We start from the raw sequence: 23824 nt of genomic DNA, 5'->3' as shown, positions 1-23824 counted from the left end.
GCCGGGGCGGTCCTCACCGCCCCGGCACGGGCGTCAGCTCCCGACGTGCGCCGCGTACTGGTCCGGGGTGAGCAGGTCGCCGGTCTCCACGACGTCGACCTTGAACAGCCACCCGTCGGTGTACGGGTCGGAGTTGACGACCGCCGGGTCGTCGATCGCAGCCTGGTTCACCTCGACGACGGTGCCCGTGACGGGCGAGAAGAGCTCCGACACGGACTTGGTGGACTCCACCTCGCCGATGACGCTGCCCGCGGTCACCTCGGAGCCCACCTCCGGCAGCTCCAGGTAGACGATGTCACCGAGCGCCTCGGCAGCGGTCGCCGTGATGCCGACGACGGCCGGGTTCGAGCCGTCGATCCACTCGTGCTCCGCCGTGTACTGCAGGTGGTCCGGGAACTGGGCCTCGGTCATGGGGTTCTCCTTCGAGCTCTGGGACGGCTGGGCAGGTCAGGACTGCTGGGGACGACGGTAGAACGGGAGCGGCACGACCACCACGGGCTCCGCGCGGCCGCGCACGTCGACCGCGAGCTCGGTGCCCTCCGCCGAGAGCTCGGGCGTCACGTACGCGAGCGCGATCGGGTGGCCCAGCGTCGGCGAGGGCGACCCCGAGGTCACGGTGCCGACCCGGCGCGCGGACTCCCCCACCGCTCCCCCGGGCTCGGCCTCGGTGAGCACGACGGCGTAGCCCGCCCGGGCGGGACGGCGACCCAGGCCCTTGAGGCCGACGAGCACGCGCGCGGGCGCGGACGCCCGGCGCGCCGCGAGCGCGGCCCGACCGACGAACTCGAGCGGCGTGCCGTCGTCGGCGACCTTGTCGAGCTTCACCACGCGACCGAGTCCTGCCTCGTACGGCGTGGTCGTCGTGTCGAGCTCGTGCCCGTACAGCGGCATGCCCGCCTCCAGGCGCAGCGAGTCGCGCGCGGACAGGCCCGCGGGGACGAGGCCCAGCGGCGCGCCGGCCGCGAGCACCGTGCGCCACAGGTCCGCGGCACGGTCCGCGGGCACGAACAGCTCGAAGCCGTCCTCCCCCGTGTACCCGGTCCGCGCGACGAGCGCGTCGACCTGTCCTGCGTCGGTCCGCAGGGCCAAGGGCGCGGCGGCATAGTACTTGAGGTCACGCACCGTCTGCGCCGCGGCGGCGTCGCCCGGGTCGGTCAAGCCCGCGACGATCTCCTCCGCACGGGGACCCTGCACGGCGACGAGGGCCGTGTCCGCACCCTGGTCCGTGACGGTGGCGTCGAAGCCGACGGCGCGGGCCACGAGCTCGCGCGCGACGAGGTCCGCGTTCCCCGCGTTCGCGACGACGAGGAACCGCTCCGTACCCAGCCGGTACACGACGAGGTCGTCCAGGACGGCACCGTCCTCCTGGCAGATCATCGTGTAGCGCGCTCGGCCCGGCGCGACGGCGGTGAGGTTGCCGACGAGCGCGTGGTCCAGCGCGGCCCCCGCCTGCGGGCCGGCGACCTCGATCTCCCCCATGTGGGAGAGGTCGAACAGGCCGGCCGCCTCGCGGACGGCGCGGTGCTCCGCGAGGTCGGACGTGTACCGCAGCGGCATGAGCCACCCGCCGAAGCTCGTGAGATTCGCACCCAGCGCGACGTGCTCGTCGTGCAGCGGGCTGTGCCTGTCGGTCGGCCTGTCGGTCGGCCTGTCGGCCGGCTGGTCGCCGGGCAGGTCGATCGGGTCGGTCGGCTGGTCGGTCATGCGAGGTCTCCCGTCACGTAGGACTCCACAGGGGGGCACGAGCAGACCAGGTTGCGGTCGCCCCGCGCACCGTCGATGCGGCGCACCGGCGGCCAGTACTTCCCGGCGCGCAGGCTCGCGACCGGGTAGGCCGCGAGCTCGCGCGAGTACGGCTTGTCCCACGTCTCCGCGACGAGCGCCGCCGCCGTGTGCGGGGCGCCGCGCAGCGGCGACTCCTCCACGCTCCAGCGGCCCGAGGAGACGGCGTCGATCTCGCCGCGGATCGCGACGAGCGCGTCGACGAACCGGTCGAGCTCGGCGAGGTCCTCGCTCTCGGTCGGCTCGACCATGAGCGTGCCCGCGACCGGGAAGGACAGCGTCGGCGCGTGGAACCCGTAGTCCATGAGCCGCTTCGCGACGTCCTCCGCCGTCACGCCGGTCTCCGCCGTGATCGGTCGCAGGTCGAGGATGCACTCGTGCGCGACCAGGCCGTTCGGCCCGTTGTAGAGCACCGGGTAGTGGTCGGCGAGGCGGCTCGCGACGTAGTTCGCCGTGAGGACCGCGGTCTTCGTGGCCTCGGTGAGCCCGTCCGGACCCATGAGCGCGACGTACGCGTACGAGATCGGCAGGATCCCGGCCGACCCGTACCGCGTCGCCGAGACGGGCGTCGCGGTGGACGCGCCCGGCGCGAGCGGGTCCCCGGGCAGGAACGGGACGAGGTGCTCGGCGACGGCCACCGGGCCGACGCCAGGTCCTCCCCCACCGTGCGGGATGCAGAACGTCTTGTGCAGGTTCAGGTGCGAGACGTCGCCGCCGAACTCGCCCGGGCGCGCGAGGCCGACGAGCGCGTTGAGGTTCGCCCCGTCGATGTACACCTGACCACCCGCCTCGTGTACGAGGTCGCAGACCTCGCGCACGTGCTCCTCGTAGACGCCGTGCGTCGAGGGGTACGTGATCATGATCGCCGCGACCCGGGGCCCGTGGTCGGCGAGCTTCGCCCGCAGGTCTCCGAGGTCGACCTCGCCGCTCTCCGCGGTCTTCACCACGTCGACCTTCAGACCCGCCAGCGCCGCCGACGCCGCGTTCGTCCCGTGCGCCGACGCCGGGATGAGGCACACGTCGCGCTCGGTGTCACCGCGCGACACGTGGTAGTCGCGGATCGCCAGCAGGCCCGCGAACTCGCCCTGCGACCCCGCGTTCGGCTGCACCGAGACCCCCGCGTAGCCCGTGATCTCCGCGAGCGCCGACTCCAGGCCGCCGATGAGCTCTGCGTAGCCGAGCGCCTGGTCAGCAGGCACGAACGGGTGGAGGTCCGCGAACTCCGGCCAGGAGATCGCCTCCATCTCCGCCGTCGCGTTGAGCTTCATGGTGCACGAGCCCAGCGGGATCATCGTGCGGTCCAGCGCGAGGTCCTTGTCCGAGAGCCGGCGGAGGTAGCGCAGCATGGACGTCTCGGAGCGGTGCAGGTGGAAGATCGGGTGCTGGAGGTACGGCGTCGCGCGTCGTGCCCACGACGGGAGCTCGCGGTCGGTTCCGGCGGGGGAGACGGCCTCGCCGTTCGCCTCGCCACCGTTCGTGACCAGGCCTCTACCTCGCGAGGTAGAGACCTGGTCCGACGAGGTAGAGGACTGGTCCGTGAGGCCGAAGGCCCGAAGCACCGTGGCGAGAGTTGCGGAGGTGGTGGTCTCGTCGCAGGCGATCTGTACATGGTCCGCGTTCGGGTTGTACAGGTTCACGCCCGCGGCCGCCGCGGCAGCGACGACCGCGTCCGCGCGGCCGGGGACGCGGGTGCGGACGGTGTCGAAGAAGGTGTCGTGCTCGACGGTGACGCCGCCCGCACGCAGGGCGTCCGCGAGGGTGGTGGCGTGCGCGTGCGTGCGCTCGGCGATCGCGCGCAGGCCGTCAGGCCCGTGGTAGACGGCGTACATCGAGGCCACGATGGCGAGGAGCGCCTGCGCGGTGCAGATGTTGCTCGTCGCCTTCTCGCGGCGGATGTGCTGCTCGCGCGTCTGGAGCGCGAGGCGGTAGGCGGTGTCGCCGTCGGCGTCGATCGAGACGCCCACGAGGCGGCCGGGGAGCGAGCGCTCCAGACCCTTGCGCACGGCCATGAAGGCCGCGTGCGGGCCGCCGTAGAACAGCGGGACTCCGAACCGCTGGGCCGAGCCCACGGCCACGTCGGCGCCGAGCTCGCCGGGGGAGACCAGCAGCGTCAGGGCCAGCAGGTCGCTCGCGACGGTGACGAGCGCGCCCGCGGCCTTGGCCTCCGCGACCACGGGACGCCAGTCCACGACGCGTCCCGACGCCCCGGACTGCTGGACGACGACGCCCACGAGCTGCGCGTCGTCGTCCACCCCGGCGGGGAAGGCCCCCGCCGCGCGGGCCGCGGCGAGGCCGGCGTCCAGGCCACCCGACAGGTCCGCGACCACGACGGGCAGGCCGACGGCGTGCGCGCGACCGAGCGTCACCGCGAGCGTCTGGGGGAAGAGGTCGGCGTCGAGCGCGACGTAGCCGCTCTTCGCGCGCGACGCCCGCCACATGAGCGCGACGGCCTCGGCGACCGCGGTGGCCTCGTCGAGGAGCGACGCGTTCGCGACGTCCAGGCCCGTGAGGTCCTCGACCACCTGCTGGAAGTTGAGGAGCGCCTCCAGACGACCCTGCGAGATCTCCGGCTGGTACGGCGTGTACGCGGTGTACCAGGCGGGGGACTCGAGGACGTTGCGGCGGATCACCGGGGGAGTGACGGTGCCGTAGTAGCCCAGCCCGATCATCTGCGTCTTGACGACGTTCTTGCCGGCCAGCGCGCGCAGGTGCTCCAGCACCTCGGTCTCGGTGCGCGCCGCGGGCAGGTCGAGCGGACGCTCGGAGCGGATCGACGCCGGGACGGCCGCGTCGACGAGCGCGTCGAGCGAGGCGAAGCCGAGCTGGTCGAGCATCACCCCGACCTCGCGCCCGCGCGGGCCGAGGTGGCGCGGCGCGAACGCGCCGGTCGCAGCGTTGTGCCGTGAGCTGGGGTCGAAGGACGGCTGGGTCACGAGGGACTCCCGGTGGAGGGGACGACGGCGGGTCCCTCCCCGCTCTGTCATCGGACGCACGCGTCGACCTGAGAGTTTTGCCGGTCCGCCGTGCCACGAGGGCCGGGGCGCGCCGACTTGCACCGTCGGTGGGCCGAGGCCGCCGGGGGTCCGACGGGCGCACGGCCGCTTTCCAGAGTTGCCTCACCTCGACGGTACGGGGGCCTGAGAGATTCCCGGGGAGGGTTTGCTCCTTCGGCGCCGGCGCCGGTCCGCTGGACCGGGTACCGAGCTCTCCCGTCGTGGTTCGGGCGGCAGTACTGCGTTTGTGGGCTCGATCATACCGGTCGAGACGTCGCGCGCGCCGAGGCGTGCGCTCCGCCGTCGCCTCACGTCGCAGGTAATAACTACGGACCCCGAACGATCCGCGCTAGCGTCACGGCGGGCGAAGCGACGACGCGACGTGGGTGGGGGAGTCATGACGACCGAAGGTGCGGCCTCGATGCCGCCGCTGGGGGAGCGGGTCCGACGCTGGACGACCATGTGGGGGCTGCTGCGGCACGCGGGCGTCGCCCTCGTGGCGGTGGGCCTCGCGCTGAGCGTCCTCCTCGCCCTCCTGCCGCTCGTGTCCATCGTCGCCCTGGGGCGCGTGCTCTTCCTCCTGCCGAGCATGACCGACGGCGCGGCGAGCGCCGGGTGGAGCGACCTGCTCGCGGTGCTCGGCGTCGCGGTCGGGGCGCTCGTCGTGCAGCAGCTCCTCGCGCCGTTCCAGACCGGGATCGTCGAGACGATCGGGCGTCGGGTCGACCAGCGCTGCATCGACCGTCTCCTCGGCGCAGCGCTGTCCGACGCCCCGCTCGCGCTCCTCGACGACGCCGAGGTGCTGGACGTCGTCGCCGACGCCCGCGCGGCGTTCGCCCGGCAGAACATGAGCCCCGGCGACGCGGCCGGAGCGCTCGTCCCGCTCGTCGGCCGGTACGTGCAGCTCGTCGGCGCGGCCGTGCTCGTCGGTGTCGTCGTCTCGCCCCTCGCGGGTGCCGTGATCCTCGCGACGGCGCTCGTCATGCGCGCCGGGGTGCGGGGCACGTTCAGCAAGCTCACCCCGATCTGGAAGACCCTCCACCCCCAGCGGCGCCGGATGTACTACCTGCGAGAGCTCGCGACGACGCCGGGGATCACCAAGGAGGTGCGCCTCCTCGGCGTGCTCGGGTGGCTGCGCGAGCGCCTGCGCCGGGAGACGATGGCCTACCTCGAGCCGCAGTGGACGGTGAACCGTCGGCTCCAGCTCTGGCCGTTCGTGGGCTTCTCGGCGATCGGCCTGGTCGGCGGCACGATCGTCCTGGTCCTGGTCGCGCTCGACGACACGCTCGACCTCTTCGCGCTCGGCGTCGCGATCCAGGCGGTGCTCATCCCCCTGCGGTTCGGGGTGTACTTCCCCGAGTGCGACGTGCGCACGCAGTTCGGCCTGCTCTCGTTCGAGGCGCTCGAGCGGTTCGAGCAGCGACTGCGGTCCGCCACGCCCGAGGCAACCCGGGAGGGCGGCGACGCCCCCGTCCCGCACGGCGTGATCCGCTTCGAGGACGTGTGGTTCCGGTATGCCGACGACGGCCCGTGGGTCCTGAAGGGCCTCGACCTCGAGCTCGTCCCGGGCACGTCGACGGCGATCGTCGGGCTCAACGGCGCCGGCAAGACGACGACCACCAAGCTCCTCGCGCGCCTGTACGAGCCGACGCGGGGGCGCATCACGGTCGACGGCGTGGACGTGCGCGACCTCCCGCTCGAGGCGTGGCGGCGCCGCCTCGCCCTGATCTTCCAGGACTACCTCCGCCTCGAGCTCTCCGTCACCGACAACGTCGGCCTCGGCGCGCCCGAGCTGCGCGACGACGCCGCCCGGCTGCGCGAGGCGATCTCTGCCGCGGGGGCGGACGGCGTCGTGGACGGCCTCGCCGACGGCCTCGACACGGTGCTCTCGGGCGGGTACGCGGGTGGCCGTGACCTGTCGGGCGGCCAGTGGCAGCGCATCGCCCTCGCGCGCGCCCTGCTCGCCGTCTCGGGCGGAGCGGACGTCCTCGTCCTCGACGAGCCCACGGCGCAGCTCGACGTCCGCGCCGAGGCCGAGTTCTTCGAGCGCTTCCTCGCCCGCGGCGCCGTCGCGACGGTGGCGCGCGAGCACGCGGTGACGTCCGTCGTCATCTCGCACCGGTTCTCGACGGTCCGCCCGGCGGACCAGATCGTCGTCGTCGCGGAAGGGCGAGTCGTCGAGCAGGGCACCCACGACGAGCTGCTCGCCGCGGACGGCCGCTACGCCGAGCTCTTCGTCCTCCAGGCCCGCCGGTTCCGCAGCGACTCGCCCGACGACCCGGACCCCGACCCGCACCTCGACCCGGACCCCGACGCGGCCAGCCCCGAGACGGCCCTGACCTCCGGAGGTACCCGATGAAGCGCGTCGCGCTCGCCGCCCGGTTCATGCTCGCCCTCGCCTGGCGGACGGACCGGCGTCGCCTGCTCGTCGCGGTCGTGCTCCTGACGATCGGGTTCCTCGCGGGCCCCCTGGTCGGCGTCGGGCTGGGGCTCTTCACCGACGCGCTGGTCGACCAGGACGTCGCGCGCGCCGTCGGGCTCGCGTGCGCGGTCGCGGCCCTCGTCATCGCCGAGCTCATGCTGGGCCACTTCGCCCACCTGTCGTACTTCGAGGTCGCGGACCTCCAGCAGCTCCACCTGCTGGACGAGGTCGCCCAGCTCACGCACGGCTCGGCGGACCTCGCCGAGCTCGACGACCCGGACCGCGTCCGCCTCCTCACCGCGGTGACGGAGGGCCTGCAACGGGTCCGGCTGGCCCTCGAGGGCACGCTCCAGCTCGGCGGCATGGTGCTCCAGATCCTGGTCACCACGGTCATCCTCGGTCTCGTCGAGCCGTGGCTGCTCCTGCTGCCCCTCGCGGCCCTGCCGCCCGTCTGGCTCGCCGACCGCGCGCAGCGGGTGCTCGACGCGGCGCGCGACGTCACCGCCGACGACGTGCGCCTCTCCCGGCACCTCGTCACCGCGGGGACGACGGGCTCGTCGGCCAAGGAGATCCGGCTCTTCGGCGCGCGTCACCTCGTCGGGGACCGGCAGCGCGCGGCGTGGGACCGCACGACGGCGGTCCTGTGGAGCGCGCACCGCCGCTCCTCGCTGCTGCGCGCGGCGGGCCAGGTGTGGTTCGCGCTCGCCTACGGGGCCGCGGTCCTCCTCGTGCTCCGCAGCGCCGCGTCCGGTACGGCGGCCATCGGCCAGGTCGTGCTCGTCGTCACGCTCGCCATCCAGGTCAGCACCCAGGTCGCGGGCGCGCTCTCGCTGTTCGGCAACCTCCAGGACGCCGGGCGGACGGTCGAGAAGCTCCTCCGGCTGCGCGCGACGGCGACGCCTCCCGGCGCGGTCGGCAACCCGGGTGGCGTGCGCGCCGAGGGCGTGGCCGCCGTCGAGCAGCTACCGGCTCGACTCGCCCGCGGACTGCGCGTCGAGAACCTCACCTTCGCCTATCCCGGCGCGGACCGACCCGTCCTCGACGGTGTCAGCCTCGACCTGCCCGCGGGCGCGACCGTCGCGCTCGTGGGCGAGAACGGCGCCGGCAAGTCGACCCTGGTCAAGGTCCTGTGCGGGCTGTACCGGCCGACGTCGGGCCGCATCCTCGCGGACGGCGTCGACCTCGCGGACGTGGCGCCCGCCGCGTGGCAGTCGCGCGTCGCGACGCTGTTCCAGGACTTCGCGCGCCTCGAGCTCTCGCTGCGCGAGGACGTCGGGATCGGGCGCGTGGACGCGCTCCACGACGACGACGTCCTGTGGGCCGCGCTCGACGAGGCCCGCGCCCGCCCGGTCGTCGAGCGATCGCCGGACGGCCTCGACCAGATCCTCGGCACGGGCTACGCCGACGGCGCCCAGCTCTCGGGCGGGCAGTGGCAGACGCTCGGGCTGGCCCGCACGCTCCTGCGCGCCGACCCTCTCCTGCTCGCGCTCGACGAGCCCGCGTCCGCGCTCGACGCGACCGCCGAGCACGCGCTGTTCGAGCGGTTCACCGAGACGGCACGGCGGACCGGCACGACCTCCGGCGGCGTCACGCTGTTCGTCTCGCACCGCTTCTCGACCGTGCGCGACGCCGACCTCATCGTCGTGCTCGACGGCGGCGCCGTCGCCGAGCTCGGCACCCACGAGGAGCTCGCCGCCGCGGGCGGGTCGTACGCCGAGATGTACGCGCTCCAGGCCCGCGCCTACCGGTAGGCGCGCGCCGGCACCTCGGCGGTCGTGACAGGGTGGGTGCCGTGAACGCCGACACCTGGGCCGACGTCGTGCTCCTGCTCGTGCTCGCGGGGGCGGGTCTCCTGCTCGTCTGGTGCGCCCGGGCGACGGCCGACGGACGCGTCGGCCGCAACCAGGTCGCCGGGATCCGCACCGCGACGACGCTCGCGAGCGACGAGGCGTGGCGGACCGCCCACCGGGCGGCCCGCCCGCTGAGCGAGGCCGCGGGCTGGGTGCTCGTCGCCGCCGCCCCGGTGCTGTTCCTCGTCGGCGACGACGCGGGCCTCGTCGTCGTCCTCGTCGCGGCGGGACTGACGCTCGCCCTCACGGTCGGCGGGCTCGTCGTCGGGACCCGCGCCGTGCGGCGCGAGGCCGACCGCAGCCGCTGACCCGCGCTCGGCGGGCAGGATCGCGTCAGGCGGGCTCGGAGACCAGCTCGCGCTCCGCCGTCGGCCCGGGCTGCGGTTCCTGCACCGTACGGCGCGCCGCCGGGCGGCCGTAGGTGAGGTAGAGCGGGAGGCCGGTGAGGAGCAGGCCGCCGACGAGGTTGCCGAGCACGGTGGGGATCTCGTTCCAGACGAGGTAGTCCATGATCGTGAACTCGCCCCCGAGCAGCAGCCCGGACGGGAACAGGAACATGTTGACGATCGAGTGCTCGAACGCCATGAAGAAGAAGAGCATCACGGGCATCCACATCGCGATGGCCTTGCCGGGCACGTCCTTCGCGATCATCGCGCCGACGACGCCCATGGACACCATCCAGTTGCACAGCATGCCGCGCACGAACAGCGTGAGCATGCCCGACGCCCCGTGCTCCGCGTACCCGACCGTGCGGCCCTCGCCGATGTGCCCGATCGCCTGACCGACCTCGTTGGGCGGGGTGTCGAACCCGTAGGTGACGACGATCGCCATCATCACGGCGACGGCGAACGCGCCGAGGAAGTTCCCCACGAACACGAGGCCCCAGTTGCGCAGGACGCCGCGCACCGTGACGCCGGGTCGCTTGTCGAGCCAGGCCAGCGGGCCGAGGACGAACATGCCGGTGAGCAGGTCGTACCCGAGCAGGTACAGCAGGATGAACCCGACCGGGAAGAGGACGGCGCCGAGGATCGCGTGGCCCGTCGTGACCGTCACCGTCACCGCGAACGCGGCGGCGATCGCGAGGATCGCGCCACCCATCGTCGAGCGCACGAGCGTGTCGCGCGTGGACAGCAGGACCTTGTTGGCGCCGGCGTCGATGATCGTCGGGACGAGCTCGGCAGGCTTGACGTAGGACATGGGCGGGCTCCGGTCTCTGAGGCGACGTCGCGGCAGGGGAGCGCCCGACGGCGCGTCCCACGCTAGGAACCCGCGGTTTCGACCGCGTTCCCGCCGGGGAGCGACCTCGTTACCGGGGTCGCTCAGCGCGCGGCGCCGCCCTGTGAGAACTCGGTGCCCGGCGCGGGCTCGACCGCGACGGAACGGACCGTCGCGAGACGCCGGACCGCGCGCTCGAGGGCCCGCGTGCGGCGCGGCGTCGCGCGGAAGGTCACGACGATCCGGCCGGCCCGGCCGTCGTCGTCCACCGGCTCCGTCGCGAGCGAGTCGAAGCTGACCCCGCGCGTCGAGAACACCCCCGTGAGCGCCGTGAGCGTGCCGGGCTGGTCGAGGCCGTGCACGGTCGCGACCCACGCGGCCTCCGCCCCGGCCCGGCCCGACGGCGCCCGTTCGCCCGTCGGGGCCTGGTCGCCCGCGCTCCCGCGCGGTTCCTCGCCCGCTGCGTCGTCGCGCGCCGTGCTCGCCGCGACCATGCGCCCGACGCCGTCCGCCGCGTGCGCGAGGCGGCGCGCCTCGTCGTCGGGCAGGTCGTCGAGGAGCACGCGCGTCCACCCGCCCGGGCCGAGGACCACGGGGACGCCGAGCACGCCGCGGTGCGGGGCGCCGTCGGGCCCCGAGAGCTTCCCGTCGAGCCGTCCGTCGAGCTCGCCGTCGAGGGCCACCTGCCCCGCGACGACGATCTCGCGCCCGTCGAGGATCACCTCGAGCAGGTCCACCGTCGCGCTGGCCGTCCCGGCGGGCGTCTTGGCGCCCGACTGGTGCGTCATCCAGGGCCGCGTGACCAGGCGCAGGTCCGCCGGCCACGTGTCGATGAGGTCGAACGCCGCGCCCATGTCGTCGGCGGCGACGCGCGCGAGCTGGTCCTTCGCGGCCGCGATCTCGGCGGGCAGCGCGTCGAGCGTGCGGCCTCTCCGCAGCGCCGCGACGGCCCGTGCGCGCTCGTCGGCGTCGAGCCCGCTCACCCGGACCGTCGACCACAGCGGCACGGCGTCCTCGCCGTGCTGGCCCCCGACGAACCCGCCGACGCGGTGCCGCCGCACGCCCAGCTCGACCGCGAGCTCGCGCCGGAACCGCAACGTGTCGAGCCACGCGCCCATCCCGAGCACGCGGTGCCGCCCCAGACGCTCCGCCATGACGGCGACGCCGAGCTCCACGGGGTTGGTCACCACGACGACCACCTCGTGCCCCGACCCGTGGCGCGCGATGGCGTCGGCGTACTCCGCGAGCACGGCGCCGTTCGTGGCGGCGAGGACCCGGCGGTCGGGATCGGCTCCGGTCCGGGCCGGGGGCGTCAGGCCCGCGGCGACGACGATCACGTCCGCCGTGACGTCCTCGGGGGAGTGCGCGACGTCGAGGAGCGGCGCGTGCTCGTCGTACGCGTCGACGAGGTCGGCGCGCAGCCCGTGCACCGCCCGGCCCGACGCCCCGCCGGCACGGCCCACGAGCTGGAGCCGCGCCGTCGGCGGGAGCACCCGTCGCTCGACGATCTGCGTGCACACCTGCCGGCCGACGTCTCCCGTCGCCCCCACCACCGCTACGTCCACCCCGGCAGGCTACGTCCCGACCGATGAGTCCGGGCGCCCGGGCGCGTCGTGACAGGTGAGGACGGGTGACCATCTCGACGCAGCGGGAACGAGAGGAGCAGGACGATGACGACCGCCGACCCGACGGTGAAGAACCTCGACGGCTACGGCACGCCGCCGATCGAGTGGGCGCGCGTGCACGACACGCTGTTCGGCCGGCTCCCGCAGGAGCCCGGCGCGGGCGGCCCGAACCGGCACACGACGTGGCTCGCCACGACGGACCCTGACGGGAAGCCGCACGTGGTGCCGTTCGGCGCGCTCGTGCTCGACGAGGAGATCTTCCTGTGCTCCGGCGAGGGCACGCGCAAGAACCGCAACCTGCACCGTGACCCCCGGTGCACGCTCACGGTCGCGACGGAGCCGTTCGACCTCACGGTCGAGGGGCGGGCCGAGCGCGTCACGGACCCCGACACCCTGGAACGTGCGGCGGCAGGCTTCCGCGCCGACGGGTGGCCCGCGACCGTCGACGGCGACGCCCTCACCGCGGAGTTCAGCGCGCCGTCGGCCGGGCCGCCGCCCTGGGCCGTCTACCGCCTGGTCCCCGAGCGGGTCTTCGCGTTCGGCACCGCCGAGCCCTACGGCGCGACCCGCTTCGACCTCCCGGCGAGGTAGAGGCCAGGTCACGCGAGGCAGAGGCGTGGTCGTGACCACGGCTCTCCCTCGGCGTCAGGCGAAGTCGATCTCCGCCGCGGCGGCGACCATCTCGTCGAGCACCGCGGAGACGACGGGCCGCGGCTCGTGGCGGGTGGCGCGGTGGCGCGCGACGAGGCGACGTGACCCGAGGCCGGGCAGGCCGACGACCGTGACGCCGTCGGGCACCTCGTCCGACGCGCCGCCCTCGACCGCGAGCGCCGGGAGCATCGCGACGCCGAGCCCGGCAGCGACGAGAGACAGCGCGACGTCGAAGTCGTAGTAGTTGTGCCGCGTGCGCACGGTCCCGCCGAGACCGCGGGACAGACGGCGCAGGGCGCGCGCCGCGGCGGTGCCGGGCTCGGGTCCGAGCCAGACGACGTCGCGCACGTCGTCGAGGCGGGTCGGGGTGGGCATGCTCGCCGGGACGACGAGCCGCCACGGCTCGTCGAGCAGCACGATCTCGCGCGTCCCGCGCGGCGCGGGGGAGTCGGCCTCGTAGTCGCGCTCCAGGAGCACGACGTCGAGCTCGCCCGCGCGCAGGAGGCGCAGCGCCTCGGTGGGCTCGCGCTCCTGCACGTCGAGCTCGATGCCCGGCGCCGTCTCCGCCAGTCGCCCGGCGACGGGCGCGACGACGGCGCGGATCGCCGTCTGGAACGACCCCACGGCGACGCGGCCGCTGACCTCGTCGCCCAGCGCCGCGAGCGCCTTGCGCGCCTCGACGAGCTCGGTCTCGATGCGCTCGGCGGTCTCGGCGAGCACGCGCCCGGCCGGTGTGAGGGTCACCCCGCGCGGGCCGCGGTCGAGCACGGCGACGCCCTCCTCCGCCTCGAGCCGCTGGATCTGCTGGGAGACCGCGGACGGGGTGACGTGCAGGAGATCTGCTGCCGCGAGAATGCCCCCGCCACGGTGCACGGCAAGGAGGAAGCCAAGTCTGCGTGGGTCGGTCGCCATGTAGAGATGCTAAACGGCCGGTGCAGAATCCTTCGATTGTGCTGAAGCCCCGGAGGCCTCACACTTGTCGTGGCGCCGGTCGGTTACCTCCTCCTCCTTACGGGTCGGCGCCCGAGCTTCCGCACCACCCGCGCCACCAGCCACCGGCCCGGAGCGCACAGCCACCGCAGCGTCGCGGTACCCCCCTCCACCCCTCTTCGTCACCGGAGTACCGCTGTGCCCGTCACCCTCGACGCGTTCGTCATGTTCCTCGGCTGGATCGGCGCCGCCGCCGGCGTCGTCGCCTACGCGATGGTCAGCCGCGGCCGCTGGGCCGCGTCGTCCGCCCCGTTCCAGCTCACCAACCTCACCGCCGCCGGCCTCATGGGCATGGTCGCCGCCGCGAACGGGGTGTGGCCGTCGGTGGCCGCCAACATCGTGTGGATCCTCATCGGCGTGCAGGCGATCGTCGTGATCGTCCGCGCGCGGGCGCGCCGCCGCGCGACCGTCGTCGACGAGGCGACCCCGGCTGCGGTCGTCCCGGGGGCCGCCACGACCGTCGTCGCCGACCCGGTCCTGCCCGACGGCGACCCCTCGCCGCGCGAGGTCGGGCTCGCCGCCTGACTACACCCCGGCGGGCGTGATCAGGCCGATCAGCAGACCCATCACGAGCACGGTGACCAGCTCGTGCGCGGCGTTGAGGACCGTGAGCCCCGCCGGCCGGCCCTCGAACGCGTCGTGCGTGACGAACCGCGCGGCGGTGAACCCCGCCCACAGCACGAGGGCGGTCAGCAGGGCGTTGCCGAGGTAGCCGCCGCCGTAGAAGGACCACGCGAGGTACGTCGCGCCCGCGAGCACCCACGCGGTGACGAAGCTGACCACGACCGTGACGACGATCGGCACGACGGCGTCCCGGCCCTCGCCGGACGGGTCGACCTTCGCGACGCGCATCCAGTAGGTGCCGAACACCTTCGGCGTGTACCAGACGGAGCCCACGACCATGCTCGACACCGTCGCGGCCAGCACCGCCCAGTAGTTGATCTCCGGAACCATCGGACCGCTCCCTCGCGTCGACGCCGTCGCTCGGAGCGTAGCGCTCAGGGGGTGGCGCGCGCCTGCGGTTCGACGACCACGTCGACCACGACCGCGCGGTGGTCGGACAGGCCCGTGTCGACGGCGGTCGCGGGGCCGAGGGCCCGGACCGTCGCCTGCCCGGGGACGGAGTCGGCGAGCACGTGGTCGATCTGCCGGGCGGGCCGGTCGACGGGGTGGCTCAGCACGTCGGCGAGCGACGTGAACCCGGTGATCTCCGCGGGCTCGGGCGCCCGCAGGTTGAGGTCGCCCAGCAGCACGAGCGGGCGGGGGAGCGGCGCGCAGGCCCCCGCGAAGGACCGGAGCTGGTCGGCCGTGAACTCGGGTCGGGACGTGGTGTGTGCCGTCACCAAGGTCAGCGGCCCCCACGGCGTCACGACGGCGGCGGCGAGCGCCGCGCGGGGCTCGTCCGGGACGACGCGGAAGGGGACGAGGCGCGCGGCACCGGTGGTCGTGCCGGGCGTGCGGCGGCGGATCCGCGAGCGCCACGGCATCCGGTCGAGCTCGAGCCGCGACCACCGCGCGACCGGGAACCGGCTGACCAGCCCGATCCCGTAGGACGCGACGCCGGGCACGCGCCGCACCCCCGCGCCCGGTCGTGCCGCGCGGACCCACGCGCCGGAGACGCCCCGCAGGGTCGGGGAGAAGTGCCGGTGGTCGGCGCGGAGCGCGTCCGCCGCGACGGCGACGAGGTCGGCGCGCTGCGAGCGCGGCGAGTCGCGCTCGACCTCCTGCAGCGCGAGCACGTCAGCGTCGAGGTACGCGACCGCGCGCGCGAACCGTTCGACGTCGACCGTGCCGTCGAGCGCGGCGCCGTGCAGGGCGTTGAAGGTCGCGAGGCGCAGCGCGCCGTCGGGTCGCGGGGGCAGTCCGGGAGCGGCGGGGTCGGTCGGCACCGCACGATCCTCGCGCGAGCCCGCGACGGTCGCGACCAGACGCGTCAGAGGGTGCGCCGCCAGGCGACGATCCGCTCCACGGCCTCGGCGACCGTGGCCGGGGCCGCTGCGAAGGAGAGCCGCACCCAGTCACCGCCCCGGACGCCGTCGAAGTCGGTGCCCGGGGTGAGCGCGACGCCCGCCTCGGCGAGCAGCCGCTCGCACCACGTCACGGAGTCGAGCCCGTCCCCGGAGACGTCCGCGTAGACGTAGAACGCGCCGTCGGCCGGGGCGACGCGCGACCACCCGAGGTCGTCGAGCCGCGACAGCACGAGCTCGCGCGACGCCGCGTAGCGCGCGACGTTCTCCGCGGCGGCCGCGTACCCCTCGGGCGAGAACGCCGCGACGCCCGCGTGCTGCGCGAGCGCGGGCGGGGACAGCGCGACGTTGCCCGCGAGCGCGTCGACCGGCCCGACGAGCTCGTCCGGCAGCACGAGCCACCCCAGCCGCCAGCCCGTCATCGCCCAGTACTTGGAGAACGAGTTGACGACGACGGCGCCCTCGCCGACGTACCGCGCCGCGGTCGGCAGCGCTGCGGGAGTGGCGCCCGCCGCGTCGTCGTACGTGATGCCGTGGTAGATCTCGTCGCTCACGAGGCGGACGTCGTGGTCGGCGCACCACGTCGCGACGGCGTCGAGCTCGGCGGGCAGGATCATCGTCCCCGTCGGGTTCGCCGGGCTCGCGACGACCAGGCCGTCGAGGCCGCCGTCGTAGTACGCCTCCATGAGCTGTGACACCGTGGGCTGGTAGCGCGTCTCCGGCCCGCAGTCGAGCTCCACGACCTCGCAGCCCAGCGCGCGCAGGATGTTCTTGTACGCGGGGTAGCCGGGGCGGGCCAGCGCGACGCGGTCGCCGACGTCGAACGCCGCGAGGAACGCGAGGAGGAACCCGCCGGAGGACCCGGTCGTCACCGCGACGCGCGCCGGGTCGACCTCGACGCCGTACCAGCGGTCGTAGTGCTCCGCGATCGCCCGTCGCAGGGCCGGGACGCCGAGCGACTCCGTGTAGCCGAGGTCGCCGTGCTCCAGCAGCTCGATCGCCCGGCGGCGCACGACGTCCGACGCCCCCGTCGACGGCTCGCCCGCGCACAGGTTGAGGACGGACGCCCCCGCGTCGCGCAGGCGGTTCGCCTCCGCGAGCACCTCCATGACCGCGAACGGCGGCACGTGCGAGCGGCGCGAGACCTTCATCGACCCAGACATGAGGCCATCATGCCGGTTCCCCCGCCGCCGACCGCCGCCCAGCCTGGTGCCGGGGGCGCCCCACGGCGCCGAACCCGGGGTCGCGGCAGGGCTCGACGGCCGGGACGCCCGCAGCCCCGGATCCGACGCGGAGCGGGTCATTCCTTCGAGGGATGGCACCCTGCCTCAGCGCGCGGGGTCGGTCGTCCGGGCGACGCGCGGTCGTCGGGCGGCGGGGTCGGATGGACGGCATGACCGAGGACGTGTGGGACGACGGCTCCGACGACCGGGCGCGGGGCGGTCGCGCTGGGGGCGGTCGTGGGCCCGACGGCCGCGACGAGGCGTTCCGGCCGGTCGCGGGATGGGGCGTCTTGTGGCGCAGCGCGTTCGTGCTGTGGCACGGCGGGCACGAGTACGTCGTGGACGTGGACTTCCTCGACTGGGACGAGCGGATCCGGCTCTACCGCGACCGCCGCCTCGTCGACGAGCAGCGGTCCCGGGCGCGCTTCGACCTCCCGGGTGTGCGGATCGAGGCCCGGATGAGCCTCTACGGGATGCGGTACGTGCGCGTCGTCGACGCCGTGGGAGACGTCCGGGACGTCCCGCCGATGCCCGGGACGGCCGAGGCGTGGCGCGACCGCATGGACCGCGAACGCCCGACGGCGAGCCGCGCGGTCGGCGTCGCCGCGTGGGTCGTGCTCGTGGTCGCGCTCGTGACGCAGGTGCCGCCGCTCCTCGACCTCGTCTCCGGGGTCACGGGCTGGACGCCACCGTTCGTACCCGACCTGCCCGCTCCCGTGAACACGGTGCTGTCCGTGGCGGGCGTGGTCGCCGCCGTCGACCGCGGGCTGCGCCGTCGCTACCACCCGCTCCTGGACGGCTGACCACCCGCTCGTCCCGCGCCGCCGCGCGTGCTTAGGGTGGAGGAACGCCGACAGAGGAGGTTCTCGTGTTCCGACGACGGTCCCGCAGCGCCCCCGACGACGACCCGGTCCGGCGCGCCGCGCAGTACCGGGTCGACCGCGAGACCGCGCGCGAGGCGTCGGAGCGCGACGACCCGGGACACGTGGACGTGCCCGGTCCCGCCGGGGACGAGGCGCCCGCCGCCGAGTCCCCGGTGCCCGACGATGACGCTGCGCCCCGCGACCCCCGGCGTGTACGACCTGAGGACCGCGCGTTGTACGTCGACACGGTGATCGACCAGGCCATCCGACGAGGGGAGTTCGACGACCTCCCGCTCGCGGGCAAGCCGATCCCCGGCCTCACCGGGACGCACGACCCCGACTGGTGGCTCAAGTCGGTCATCGAGCGCGAGCAGCTCACGGGTCTGGGCCCTCCGGCGATGCTGCTCAAGCAGGAGGACCGCGAGCTCGACGACCGGCTCGACCGCGAGCTCGACGAGACGACCGTCCGCGAGATCCTGGCGGACTTCAACGCGCGCGTCGTCGACGCCCGCCGCCAGCTCCTGGGCGGGCCGCCCGTGGTCACGCCGACGCGCGACGTCGAGCACGAGGTCGCACGCTGGCGCGCACGGCGCGGCCGGACCGCCTAGAGCCCGACGATCTCGCCCGCCCGCGGCCCGACTGCCCGCCGTCGAGCACGACATGGGGGCCGCTATCGGGCTGATAACGGCCCCCATGTCGTGCTCGGCGGGAAGCGGGCGTCGGATCGGCTAGCGGCCCTGGAGCGCGCGGACGTTGTCCCCGAACGTCCAGCCCTTCGATCCGTCCCAGTTGATCGACCACGTCATGAGGCCCTTGAGGCGCGACGCGTACGGCTGGTACGCCTGGGTCACCAGCGACGGCGCCATGTAGCCGCCGCCCGCGCCCGCCTGGGCGGGGAGCCCCGGGACCTGCTTGTCGTAGGGCACCTTCACCGTGACGCCCTGGATCGTCAGGCCGGCGTTCAGGCAGTCGGTCTGCGCCTGGAAGCCCTGGACGGTCCCGGCGCTGTACGAGTCGCCGCTGCATCCGTACATCGAGCCGTTGTAGTACTGCATGTTGAGCCACCAGAGGCGGCCGTTGTCGACGTACTTCTTGATGATCGGCAGGTACGAGCCCCAGATCGAGCCGTACACGACGCTGCCTCCCGTGACGTACGCGGTCTCGGGCGCCATCGTGAGGCCGAAGGTGCTCGGCATCTCCGCGAGGACGCCGTCGATGATGCGGATCAGGTTCGACTGCGACGTCGACAGCGTGCTGATGCTCCCGCTGCCGGACAGCCCCGTCTCGATGTCGATGTCGATGCCGTCGAAGTGGTTGTCGCGCAGGATCGGCACGACCGTCTCCACGAAGCGGTCCGCGACGGCCGGGCTGGACAGGTCGATCCCGGCAGTCGCGCCGCCGATCGACAGGAGCAGGCGCGTCCCGTCCGCCTTCGCCGCGCACATCTCGGCGGGTGTGGGCACGTCGACACCGACGTCCATGCCGTCCTCCCACAGTACGGTGCCGTCGGAGCGGATCACCGGGAACGCGAGCGTGACGACGTTGTAGCCGTGCGCGGAGATCCGGGCGTCGTCGATCGGGATGCGGCCGAGACCCGGGTGCACGCCGTTGGACGCGCCGTCCCAGCTCTCCCAGTACCCCTGGAGCACCTTCCCCGCCGGCTTGCCCTGCACCGCGCAGTCCGTCGGGTCCGTGGGGTCGGTCGGGTCCGTGGGATCCGTCGGGTCGGTGGGATCGGTGGGATCCGTCGGGTCCGTCGGGTCGCACGCCCCGCCGTCGGTCCACAGCGTCGGGGTCGAGGCAGGGTTCCAGCCCGTGCCGACGTAGGCCGTGTGCGTGACGCGCGCGGTGTACGTGCGCCCGCCGTACGTGACCTGGGCACCGGCGGCGTACGTCGAGCCCTCGGCCCACACGGTGGTCGAGCACTGGGCCGCGGCCGCGGGGGCGAGCGCACCCGGGACGACGGCGGCGCCGCCCACGAGGGCCGCCGCCAGCGCGACGGTGGCCGCTCCGGCGAGGAGCGGGGTCGGACGAGATCTCACGGGGCACCTCGGGTGGTCGCACGGCGGCCGAGGCGGGCGCCGTCGGCCGATGACGCCGCCAGTCTGCAAGCGCGCGACGGCGTCGCGCATGAGGGAGAACCACACGATCCGCACCGTTCACCGGGGGCCGGAACCCCGCGGGACACGGGTGGTCACGGACCTCGCGGCCGCGGCGGGCCGGCCCACGCGCGGCCGGGGCCGGGCGCGCGGCGAGCGGCCTGCGGCCCGCGCGCCTAGGGTCGGCGGCATGGTCGACTGGCAGCCCGACGTCCTCGGGGACGACTACGAGCAGCTCACGCTGCCGCTCGCCCCCGACGACGAGGGCGACGTCGTCGCCACGCTCGTGCGCCGCCGTCGGGCCGGGGGAGACGACGCGGACGGGACCGGCCAGCACCTCGACGTCCTGTACATCCACGGGTGGTCCGACTACTTCTTCCAGACCGAGCTCGCCGACTTCTGGGAGGCGCACGGCGCGCGCTTCCACGCGCTCGACCTGCGCAAGTACGGGCGCAGCCTGCGGCCCGGCCAGACGCCGGGGTTCGTCACGGACCTCGCGACGTACGACGAGGACATCGCGGCCGCGCTGGCGGCGATCGGCCACCGCGGCGACGGGCGCTCGCCGCGCGAGCTCGTGCTCATGGGCCACTCGACGGGCGGCCTGACGCTCAGCCTCTGGCTCGCCCGGAACCCCGGCCGCGCGGCGGCGCTCGTCCTCAACAGCCCGTGGCTGGAGTTCCAGACGCGCGAGGTGGGGCGCCTCCTGCTCGAGCCCGTGATCGGGGCCCGGGCGCGCCTCACGCCGACGCGACCGCTGCCCAACGTCGATCTCGGCTTCTACACGCGCTCGGTGAGCAAGGACTTCGACGGCGAGTGGACGTACGACCTCGCATGGCGTCCCCAGCACGGGTTCCGCACCACGCCCGCGTGGCTGTCCGCCGTGTTCCGCGGCCAGCAGACCGTCGCGCGCGGCCTGACCATCGGGGCGCCCGTCCTCGTGCTGCTCTCCGCCCGCAGCACGTTGCTGCCCCGCTGGACGCCCGAGATGATGCACACGGACACGGCGATCGACGTGGACGGCGTCGCGCAGCGGTCCGTCCAGCTCGGCGACCTCGTCACCGTCGCGCGCCTCGACGGCGCCCTGCACGACGTCGTGCTCTCCGCCCGGCCCGTGCGCGCGCTCGCGTACGGACGCATCGCGCAGTGGGTCGCCGCGTACCTCCCGCGTCCCGCGCCCGTCGTGCCCGACGACGACGCGCCCGCTCCCGACGCCGCACCGCCCGCGTCGCGCCGGCTGGGCCCGCTGCTCTCCCGCCTCGGCGCGGGCGCCCACCGCGCCGGGCGCGCCGTCGCGCGCACGGTCGGCTCCGCCGTCGGGACGCTGCGGGGTACCCGGGCCGGCCGCCGGTGAACGGAGTCCGCACGAGACCGGCCCACGACGTCGCGCCCCCGCCCCGGGAGTCCCGCCGCACCGAGCGGGGTCGGGGGCCTACGGTGGGCACGTGAGCCAGGCACTGGACGAGGGGCCGTTCTTCCACGGCACGAAGGCCGATCTCCGGACGGGCGACCTGCTGACCGCGGGCTTCCGTTCGAACTACCGCCCCGAGGTCACCATGAACCACGTGTACTTCACCGCGCTCGTCGACGGCGCCGGCCTCGCCGCCGAGCTCGCAGCCGGCGACGCGGCACCTCGGGTCTACCAGGTCGAGCCGACGGGTCCGTTCGAGGACGACCCCAACGTCACCGACAAGAAGTTCCCGGGCAACCCGACGCGGTCGTTCCGCAGCAGCGCACCGCTGCGGGTCGTCCGCGAGGTCACCGACTGGCCGCGCCTGAGCGAGGAGGCGCTGGCGTCCTGGCGCGCGCGACTGGCGGCTCTGCTGTCCGACGAGCGGGGCGAGATCATCAACTGAGGGCTGCCAGGCATCGGGCAGGGGTCCTCTACCCCCGCAGGGGGAGGGCGCCGGGTCAGGGTTCGCCCCGTCGGTGGATACCCCGGCGGCGGGGCGCCGCTACCGTCGGCGACGTCGTGCGTGGCGTCGCCAGCTGAAGGAGCGGTTCGAGTGTTTCGCGAGGTCCCTGTCCTCCCCGTCGTGGTCCCGCTGGGGGCGGTGGTCCTGGCGGTGCTGCTGTGGCGTCTGCGCCGGGCCGGGCGGCTCACCGTGCCGCGGGCCGCCGTCGCGCTCGCGCTCGCCGTCTACGCGGCCGGGGTCGTGGCCAACACGGTGTTCCCGATCTTCCTCGACAAGCCGGTGAGCAGCGCCCCGTGGAGCGCTCACCTGGCCCTCGTGCCCCTGGCGGACTACGAGGTCGCCGACGCGGTGATGAACGTCCTCGTGTTCGTGCCGCTGGGCATGCTCCTGCCGCTCCTCCTGGCGCGGACGTCGTGGTGGCGCGCCGTGGCGGCTGCGGCGGCCTTCAGCCTGACGATCGAGGTCGTCCAGTACGTCACCTCGCACCTGCTCGGGGGCGGCCACATCGCCGACGTGGACGACCTGCTCTTCAACGTCGTGGGCGGCGTGCTCGGCTACGCGCTGTTCACCCTCCTGCGCCGCGTCCCCGCGCTCGACGCGTTCCTCGACCGCTTCCGCTGGTCCTCGGGTGCTCCTGCTCAGGCGTCGAGCTGGGTGCGCACGAACTCCACGATGCCGTCCGCGGCGGCCTCCACCTCGGCGAGGCAGTCCTCGAAGTCCTGCTGACCGCCGTACCAGGGGTCGGCGATGTCGAGCACGTGCTCGGGCTCGCCCGGCGCGACGCGGGGCGCGGCCGGGTCGAACGAGCGGTACATCCGCACCGGGCCGGCGCCGTCGAGGCGGCGCAGGGCGCGCGCGTGCTGGGACGTCATCGCGAGCACGAGGTCGCGCGCGGCGAGGTCGCCCGCGCGCACCTGGCGGGCACGGTGCGTCCCGTCGACGACGTACCCGTGCTCGGCGAGGACGCTGCGCGCGCGGCGGTCGATCGGGTTACCCCGCTCCTCGTCGCTGATCCCCGTCGAGTCGACGACCACGCGGTCGCCGAGCCCGGCCGCCTCGAAGCGGTCGCGCAGGACCACCTCGGCCATGGGGGACCGGCAGATGTTGCCGGTGCAGACGGTCATGACGCGGTAGGGCGCGGGGGCCTCGGCACTGGTCATGGGCCCATTCTGCGCGAGGCCCGCGCGGTCCTCACGTGCGGTCGGTCGCCGGGCGACCCGCGACCGCCGCGTCTACCGTGAGGACATGATGATCGGGGCGCGGTCGGGGCGGATCGCCGTGACGGGCGCGAGCGGGATCCTGGGGTCGAAGCTCGCGTTCCGCCTCGCCGCCGAGGGCGCGAGGCAGCGGCTCGTCGTGCGCGACGCCGCGCGGGCGCCCCGCCTCGGCGACGACCCGCTCCCGGAGTCGGACGTCGCCGTCGTCGGCGGGTACACCGACACGCGGGCGATGGTCGCGGCGTTCACGGACGTCGACACCGTGTTCCTCGTCTCCGCCCGGGAAGACCTCGACCGCGTCGCGCAGCACCGCGCGGCGGTCGACGCCGCCATCGCGGCCGGGGTCGGGCACGTCGTCTACGTGTCGTTCGTCGGCGCGGCGCCGGACGCCGTCTTCACGTTCGCCCGCGACCACTGGCGCACCGAGGAGTACATCCGCGCTACGGGCGTGCGCCACACGTTCTTGCGCGACAACCTCTACCACCGCGGGCTCGCGCTCATGGTCGGCGACGACGGCGTGATCCGCGGGCCCGCGGGCGACGGACGGGTCGCGTCCGTGTCGCACGACGACATCGCGGACGTCGCGACCGTCGTCCTGCTCGACGCCGACGCGCACCGCCACGACGGGGCCACCTACGACGTCACAGGGCCGGAGGCCCTCACGCTCGGCGAGGTCGCGGAAGCCCTGACCGCCGCGACGGGCCGCGACATCAGGTACCACGCCGAGGCGCTCGACGAGGCCTACGCGTCGCGCGAGCGCTACGGGGTGCCGCGGTTCGAGGTCGACGGCTGGGTGTCGTCGTACACGGCGATCGACGCGGGCGAGCTCGCGCACGTGAGCGACACCGTGCCCCGGCTCGTCGAGCGCCCCGCGCAGTCGTTCGCCGCGTGGCTCGACGACTACCCCGAGGAGTGGGCGCACCTCCGTCCCGCCTGAACCTGGCGCGCCACCGCGAGATCGACCCGCACGTCCGAGATCGACCCTCGGTGGGTCGATCCGGCGACGGGCGGGTC

22 protein-coding genes and 1 riboswitch are annotated in these 23824 nt (G+C 74.5%); of the genes, 11 read left to right on the top strand and 11 right to left on the bottom strand.

Going from position 1 to position 23824, the window contains the following annotated elements:
• Positions 1 to 33: 33 nt before the first annotated feature.
• The 3 genes from gcvH to gcvP are packed head-to-tail and all read right to left on the bottom strand — an operon-like array spanning position 34 to position 4766.
• Complete coding sequence (gcvH, locus tag A0J59_RS16020; RefSeq protein WP_047230855.1) at positions 34 to 411, bottom strand: glycine cleavage system protein GcvH; 378 nt, start codon at positions 409 to 411, stop codon at positions 34 to 36.
• Positions 412 to 447: 36 nt separating this feature from the next.
• On the bottom strand, positions 448 to 1704 hold the full coding sequence (gene gcvT, locus A0J59_RS16015; RefSeq protein WP_082919097.1) for a glycine cleavage system aminomethyltransferase GcvT: 1257 nt from the start codon (positions 1702 to 1704) through the stop codon (positions 448 to 450).
• Entirely contained in the window at positions 1701 to 4766 is a 3066-nt protein-coding gene (gene gcvP, locus A0J59_RS16010; protein ID WP_082919096.1) for an aminomethyl-transferring glycine dehydrogenase, read from the bottom strand. The genes gcvT and gcvP overlap by 4 nt, the downstream gene beginning before the upstream one ends.
• Before the next feature lie 131 nt (positions 4767 to 4897).
• Positions 4898 to 5004: riboswitch (glycine riboswitch) on the bottom strand.
• Between the two features lie 168 nt (positions 5005 to 5172).
• Between gcvP and A0J59_RS16005 the strand changes: the two genes are divergently transcribed.
• Genes A0J59_RS16005 through A0J59_RS15995 form a run of 3 tightly spaced genes read left to right on the top strand, consistent with a single transcriptional unit; the run spans position 5173 to position 9355 of the window.
• Positions 5173 to 7134 carry an ABC transporter ATP-binding protein gene (locus A0J59_RS16005; protein ID WP_220084500.1) on the top strand — a complete coding sequence of 654 codons (1962 nt, stop codon included), beginning with the start codon at positions 5173 to 5175 and terminating at the stop codon, positions 7132 to 7134.
• Complete coding sequence (locus tag A0J59_RS16000; protein WP_064316765.1) at positions 7131 to 8948, top strand: ABC transporter ATP-binding protein; 1818 nt, start codon at positions 7131 to 7133, stop codon at positions 8946 to 8948. Before A0J59_RS16005 ends, A0J59_RS16000 begins: the two co-directional genes overlap by 4 nt.
• Before the next feature lie 41 nt (positions 8949 to 8989).
• Positions 8990 to 9355, top strand: coding sequence for an SdpI family protein (locus tag A0J59_RS15995; RefSeq protein ID WP_172820071.1), 366 nt, complete (start codon positions 8990 to 8992; stop codon positions 9353 to 9355).
• A 25-nt stretch (positions 9356 to 9380) separates the two neighbouring features.
• Here A0J59_RS15995 and A0J59_RS15990 read toward each other — a convergent pair whose 3' ends face one another.
• Both A0J59_RS15990 and A0J59_RS15985 read right to left on the bottom strand, forming a co-directional pair.
• On the bottom strand, positions 9381 to 10244 hold the full coding sequence (locus tag A0J59_RS15990; RefSeq protein WP_064316764.1) for a formate/nitrite transporter family protein: 864 nt from the start codon (positions 10242 to 10244) through the stop codon (positions 9381 to 9383).
• Between the two features lie 122 nt (positions 10245 to 10366).
• Positions 10367 to 11827, bottom strand: coding sequence for a lactate dehydrogenase (locus A0J59_RS15985; protein WP_064316763.1), 1461 nt, complete (start codon positions 11825 to 11827; stop codon positions 10367 to 10369).
• 105 nt (positions 11828 to 11932) lie between these two features.
• Between A0J59_RS15985 and A0J59_RS15980 the strand changes: the two genes are divergently transcribed.
• Complete coding sequence (locus A0J59_RS15980) at positions 11933 to 12478, top strand: pyridoxamine 5'-phosphate oxidase family protein (RefSeq protein WP_064316762.1); 546 nt, start codon at positions 11933 to 11935, stop codon at positions 12476 to 12478.
• A 54-nt stretch (positions 12479 to 12532) separates the two neighbouring features.
• Here the strand turns inward: A0J59_RS15980 and A0J59_RS15975 are convergent, their stop codons facing one another.
• Complete coding sequence (locus A0J59_RS15975) at positions 12533 to 13450, bottom strand: LysR family transcriptional regulator (protein ID WP_064316761.1); 918 nt, start codon at positions 13448 to 13450, stop codon at positions 12533 to 12535.
• A 216-nt stretch (positions 13451 to 13666) separates the two neighbouring features.
• Here A0J59_RS15975 and A0J59_RS21990 point away from each other — a divergent pair, with 216 nt between their 5' ends.
• Positions 13667 to 14053 carry a hypothetical protein gene (locus A0J59_RS21990; protein WP_052877318.1) on the top strand — a complete coding sequence of 129 codons (387 nt, stop codon included), beginning with the start codon at positions 13667 to 13669 and terminating at the stop codon, positions 14051 to 14053.
• Here the strand turns inward: A0J59_RS21990 and A0J59_RS15965 are convergent, their stop codons facing one another.
• The 3 genes from A0J59_RS15965 to A0J59_RS15955 are packed head-to-tail and all read right to left on the bottom strand — an operon-like array spanning position 14054 to position 16646.
• Positions 14054 to 14482: a DUF1761 domain-containing protein gene (locus tag A0J59_RS15965; protein ID WP_064316760.1), complete on the bottom strand. Its 429-nt coding sequence runs from the start codon at positions 14480 to 14482 to the stop codon at positions 14054 to 14056.
• 44 nt (positions 14483 to 14526) lie between these two features.
• The gene (locus tag A0J59_RS15960) at positions 14527 to 15417 is read right to left on the bottom strand and encodes an endonuclease/exonuclease/phosphatase family protein (protein WP_255365270.1); all 891 of its coding nucleotides are present in this window, start codon (positions 15415 to 15417) and stop codon (positions 14527 to 14529) included.
• Between the two features lie 44 nt (positions 15418 to 15461).
• Positions 15462 to 16646 (bottom strand): aminotransferase class I/II-fold pyridoxal phosphate-dependent enzyme, encoded by a 1185-nt coding sequence (locus tag A0J59_RS15955; RefSeq protein ID WP_047230863.1) that lies wholly within the window; start codon positions 16644 to 16646, stop codon positions 15462 to 15464.
• A gap of 242 nt (positions 16647 to 16888) precedes the next feature.
• Here A0J59_RS15955 and A0J59_RS15950 point away from each other — a divergent pair, with 242 nt between their 5' ends.
• Together A0J59_RS15950 and A0J59_RS15945 are read left to right on the top strand one after the other, a co-directional pair.
• On the top strand, positions 16889 to 17521 hold the full coding sequence (locus A0J59_RS15950) for a hypothetical protein (RefSeq protein ID WP_156533101.1): 633 nt from the start codon (positions 16889 to 16891) through the stop codon (positions 17519 to 17521).
• Positions 17522 to 17586: 65 nt separating this feature from the next.
• Positions 17587 to 18189: a DUF1992 domain-containing protein gene (locus tag A0J59_RS15945; RefSeq protein ID WP_064316759.1), complete on the top strand. Its 603-nt coding sequence runs from the start codon at positions 17587 to 17589 to the stop codon at positions 18187 to 18189.
• 120 nt (positions 18190 to 18309) lie between these two features.
• Here the strand turns inward: A0J59_RS15945 and A0J59_RS15940 are convergent, their stop codons facing one another.
• Positions 18310 to 19623 (bottom strand): glycosyl hydrolase family 18 protein, encoded by a 1314-nt coding sequence (locus A0J59_RS15940; RefSeq protein WP_064316758.1) that lies wholly within the window; start codon positions 19621 to 19623, stop codon positions 18310 to 18312.
• 247 nt (positions 19624 to 19870) lie between these two features.
• Here A0J59_RS15940 and A0J59_RS15935 point away from each other — a divergent pair, with 247 nt between their 5' ends.
• From A0J59_RS15935 to A0J59_RS15925, 3 genes are all read left to right on the top strand, one after another.
• Complete coding sequence (locus A0J59_RS15935) at positions 19871 to 21031, top strand: alpha/beta hydrolase (protein ID WP_064316757.1); 1161 nt, start codon at positions 19871 to 19873, stop codon at positions 21029 to 21031.
• 91 nt (positions 21032 to 21122) lie between these two features.
• Positions 21123 to 21533 (top strand): NAD(+)--rifampin ADP-ribosyltransferase, encoded by a 411-nt coding sequence (gene arr / locus A0J59_RS15930; RefSeq protein WP_064316756.1) that lies wholly within the window; start codon positions 21123 to 21125, stop codon positions 21531 to 21533.
• Positions 21534 to 21683: 150 nt separating this feature from the next.
• On the top strand, positions 21684 to 22319 hold the full coding sequence (locus A0J59_RS15925; RefSeq protein WP_064316755.1) for a VanZ family protein: 636 nt from the start codon (positions 21684 to 21686) through the stop codon (positions 22317 to 22319).
• On the opposite strand, the gene A0J59_RS15920 is transcribed toward A0J59_RS15925, so the two are convergent.
• A complete protein-coding gene (locus A0J59_RS15920) occupies positions 22232 to 22753 on the bottom strand; it encodes a low molecular weight protein-tyrosine-phosphatase (RefSeq protein WP_231581643.1) in 522 nt (173 codons plus the stop codon). The two genes, A0J59_RS15925 and A0J59_RS15920, sit on opposite strands and share 88 nt — an antisense overlap.
• A gap of 85 nt (positions 22754 to 22838) precedes the next feature.
• Between A0J59_RS15920 and A0J59_RS15915 the strand changes: the two genes are divergently transcribed.
• A complete protein-coding gene (locus tag A0J59_RS15915; RefSeq protein WP_047230867.1) occupies positions 22839 to 23747 on the top strand; it encodes an SDR family oxidoreductase in 909 nt (302 codons plus the stop codon).
• Positions 23748 to 23824: the final 77 nt, after the last annotated feature.

Origin of the sequence: Cellulosimicrobium sp. I38E (assembly GCF_001647255.1) — a bacterium.
Taxonomy (GTDB): domain Bacteria; phylum Actinomycetota; class Actinomycetes; order Actinomycetales; family Cellulomonadaceae; genus Cellulosimicrobium; species Cellulosimicrobium cellulans_E.
Note: the sequence above shows the minus strand (reverse complement) of the source record. Positions and strands in the feature narration are given on the sequence as shown.

Excerpts from the sequence above, each read along its gene's own strand:
- gcvH (WP_047230855.1), bottom strand. The coding sequence starts at position 411 with ATGACCGAGGCCCAGTTCCCGGACCACCTGCAGTACACGGCGGAGCAC.
- gcvT (WP_082919097.1), bottom strand. The coding sequence starts at position 1,704 with ATGACCGACCAGCCGACCGACCCGATCGACCTGCCCGGCGACCAGCCG.
- gcvP (WP_082919096.1), bottom strand. The coding sequence starts at position 4,766 with ATGACAGAGCGGGGAGGGACCCGCCGTCGTCCCCTCCACCGGGAGTCC.
- A0J59_RS16005 (WP_220084500.1), top strand. The coding sequence starts at position 5,173 with ATGACGACCGAAGGTGCGGCCTCGATGCCGCCGCTGGGGGAGCGGGTC.
- A0J59_RS16000 (WP_064316765.1), top strand. The coding sequence starts at position 7,131 with ATGAAGCGCGTCGCGCTCGCCGCCCGGTTCATGCTCGCCCTCGCCTGG.
- A0J59_RS15990 (WP_064316764.1), bottom strand. The coding sequence starts at position 10,244 with ATGTCCTACGTCAAGCCTGCCGAGCTCGTCCCGACGATCATCGACGCC.
- A0J59_RS15980 (WP_064316762.1), top strand. The coding sequence starts at position 11,933 with ATGACGACCGCCGACCCGACGGTGAAGAACCTCGACGGCTACGGCACG.
- A0J59_RS15975 (WP_064316761.1), bottom strand. The coding sequence starts at position 13,450 with ATGGCGACCGACCCACGCAGACTTGGCTTCCTCCTTGCCGTGCACCGT.
- A0J59_RS15965 (WP_064316760.1), bottom strand. The coding sequence starts at position 14,482 with ATGGTTCCGGAGATCAACTACTGGGCGGTGCTGGCCGCGACGGTGTCG.
- A0J59_RS15955 (WP_047230863.1), bottom strand. The coding sequence starts at position 16,646 with ATGAAGGTCTCGCGCCGCTCGCACGTGCCGCCGTTCGCGGTCATGGAG.
- A0J59_RS15950 (WP_156533101.1), top strand. The coding sequence starts at position 16,889 with ATGACCGAGGACGTGTGGGACGACGGCTCCGACGACCGGGCGCGGGGC.
- A0J59_RS15935 (WP_064316757.1), top strand. The coding sequence starts at position 19,871 with ATGGTCGACTGGCAGCCCGACGTCCTCGGGGACGACTACGAGCAGCTC.
- A0J59_RS15920 (WP_231581643.1), bottom strand. The coding sequence starts at position 22,753 with ATGACCAGTGCCGAGGCCCCCGCGCCCTACCGCGTCATGACCGTCTGC.
- A0J59_RS15915 (WP_047230867.1), top strand. The coding sequence starts at position 22,839 with ATGATGATCGGGGCGCGGTCGGGGCGGATCGCCGTGACGGGCGCGAGC.